Origin of the sequence: Stenotrophomonas sp. TWI819 (genome assembly GCF_039673075.1) — a bacterium.
Taxonomy (GTDB): domain Bacteria; phylum Pseudomonadota; class Gammaproteobacteria; order Xanthomonadales; family Xanthomonadaceae; genus Stenotrophomonas; species Stenotrophomonas rhizophila_B.
Genome location: NZ_JBDJKY010000028.1, coordinates 1 through 1,968, shown reverse-complemented (window position 1 = coordinate 1,968; position 1,968 = coordinate 1). Strand labels below are relative to the sequence as shown.

Annotated in this window: 2 protein-coding genes; both read right to left on the bottom strand. The window is 66.2% G+C overall.

Annotation, left to right across the window (positions count from 1 at the left end; translation table 11 throughout):
- Nucleotides 1-71: 71 nt before the first annotated feature.
- On the bottom strand, nt 72-914 hold the full coding sequence (gene asd, locus ABE463_RS18610) for an archaetidylserine decarboxylase (RefSeq protein ID WP_346469141.1): 843 nt from the start codon (nt 912-914) through the stop codon (nt 72-74).
- On the bottom strand, nt 911-1,561 hold the full coding sequence (locus ABE463_RS18605; RefSeq protein ID WP_259259622.1) for an SCO family protein: 651 nt from the start codon (nt 1,559-1,561) through the stop codon (nt 911-913). Before ABE463_RS18605 ends, asd begins: the two co-directional genes overlap by 4 nt.
- Nucleotides 1,562-1,968: the final 407 nt, after the last annotated feature.

Below are 1,968 nucleotides of genomic sequence, written 5' to 3'. Positions count from 1 at the left end.
CTCGGGGTTGGGCCGGCCGGGGCCGGGCCCCCGGTACTCCTTGCTGGGCGGCCCCGCGGCCGGCACGTCCGTCACTTCAGGGTGGCCAGTGCCTGCCCCAGCTGAACCGCATGCTCGGCATCCAGATGCGGCGCGAACTCGGCCACACCCGGTGGCAGCAGCACGATCACGGTCGAGCCGTAATTGAAGCGCGCCATCTCCGCGAAGCGCTCCAGGGTGATGCCCTTGCCGCGGTAATCCTTGCGCGTGATCGTATCGCCGTAGGCCGGAATCTCCTCGCCGCCCCACACCGTCTCCACGCCGGAGACCAGCAGCGCGCCGACCATCACCGAGACCATCGGGCCGAAGTCGGTATCGAAGTGACACACCAGGCGTTCGTTGCGGGCGAACAGCCCCGGCACCCTGTTCACCGCGGCCGGGCCGACGCTGAACAACCGTCCCGGCACATGCACGGTCTCGCGCAGGGTGCCGGTCCACGGCATGTGCACACGGTGGTAGTCCTTCGGCGACAGATACACCGTGGCGAACAGGCCCTGGTGGAACACCTCCGCATCCTTGGCATCGCCCAGCAGCTCGGCGGCGGTGAAGGACTGGCCCTTGGCCTGGAAGATGCGCCCGTCTTCGATCTTGCCCAGCTGGCTGATCCGGCCATCGGCCGGCATCACCAGCGTGCGCGGATCGGCATCGGCCACGCGCGCGCCCGGCTTCAACGCCCGGGTGAAGAACTGGTTGAAGGTCGGGTAGCTGCGCGGGTCCGGATTGGCCGCTTCAGCCAGATTCACACCGAACTTGGCGGTCACGGTGTCGATCAGCCAGCGAGAGACCCGCGGGTTGCTGGAATACGCCAGTCGGCGCGCCATCGACGACAGCAGGCGATGGGGCAGGGCGTAGCTCAGCGTGGTCATCAAACTCATGGGGCGGATTTCTCGGTCAGCAGTTGCAGGTCGCGGGCGATGGCCTGCGCTTGGAAAGGAGGGCGGATCAGACCGGCCAGACGGCCTTCCGGGTCCAACACGGCCAGGCTGGCCGAGTGTTCGAGGGTGTAATCCTCGGAATTCTCATCGAAGTGCTTGCCTGGCACCTTCTGGAACACGAAGCCCAGCGAGGTGGCGAAACGCTCCAGCGAAGGCACATCGGCTGTCGCGGCCAGCGTGTCCTTATGGAACGCATGCACGTACTCGCCCAGCCGTGCCGGCGTGTCGCGCTCGGGATCGACCGAAATGAAGACCAGCCGCGGGCGCAGCGTCTCGGGCAGGGCTTCCCACTGTTTCTGGGCCTGCGCCAGATCGGCCAGCGTGGTCGGGCAGACATCCGGGCAGAAAGTGAAGCCCAGGAACACCAGGGTCCAATGGCCCTTCAGCTCGCCTGGGATCAGCCGGGTGCCGTCGGACTGGCTCAGATTGAAATCGGGCAGCGGGCGCGGCTGCGGATAGAAGGTGATCGACTCGGTGGCGGGGCGGTCACCGCCCGGCTTGGGCGCGAAGACCTTCTGCGCCACGACCAGCCCCAGCCCGGCGGCGAGGGCGATCAGCAGGATGATGCCGACATTGCGATTGAACATAAGGGCCCCGTCCCGGAAGTGGCCACCATGATAGAGGGATGCGGGCTGTGGAGCGAAGCTGCCGACTTTCGGCTCATGGCGTCGGCACGGGTGGGTTTCCGGGACCCGCCGTGAATCCATCCCTGGAGGCTCGTGAGCAGCATCCATGCTGCTCAACGGTCCCGGAAACCCACCCGTACCGCCACCTCGACAGTGGGCCGGTGCGTATGGGTAAGCACAGCCAGGTGCACAGCCGAGCATCGAAACCTCAGCGTCTGGGGCAGGGCACGGATTGCTGTTGGCGAAATGCCGAGCATGGCTCGGCACTACAAAAAACGCCTTCGATGCGTAATTCGTGTGCTATCGCCTTGGCCTTGGCTGTTCCCGAAAGAACCAGCCCACTGTCAACGGCGTGGTGGGGGTGGGAG

Excerpts from the sequence above, each read along its gene's own strand:
- asd (WP_346469141.1), bottom strand. The coding sequence starts at position 914 with ATGAGTTTGATGACCACGCTGAGCTACGCCCTGCCCCATCGCCTGCTG.
- ABE463_RS18605 (WP_259259622.1), bottom strand. The coding sequence starts at position 1,561 with ATGTTCAATCGCAATGTCGGCATCATCCTGCTGATCGCCCTCGCCGCC.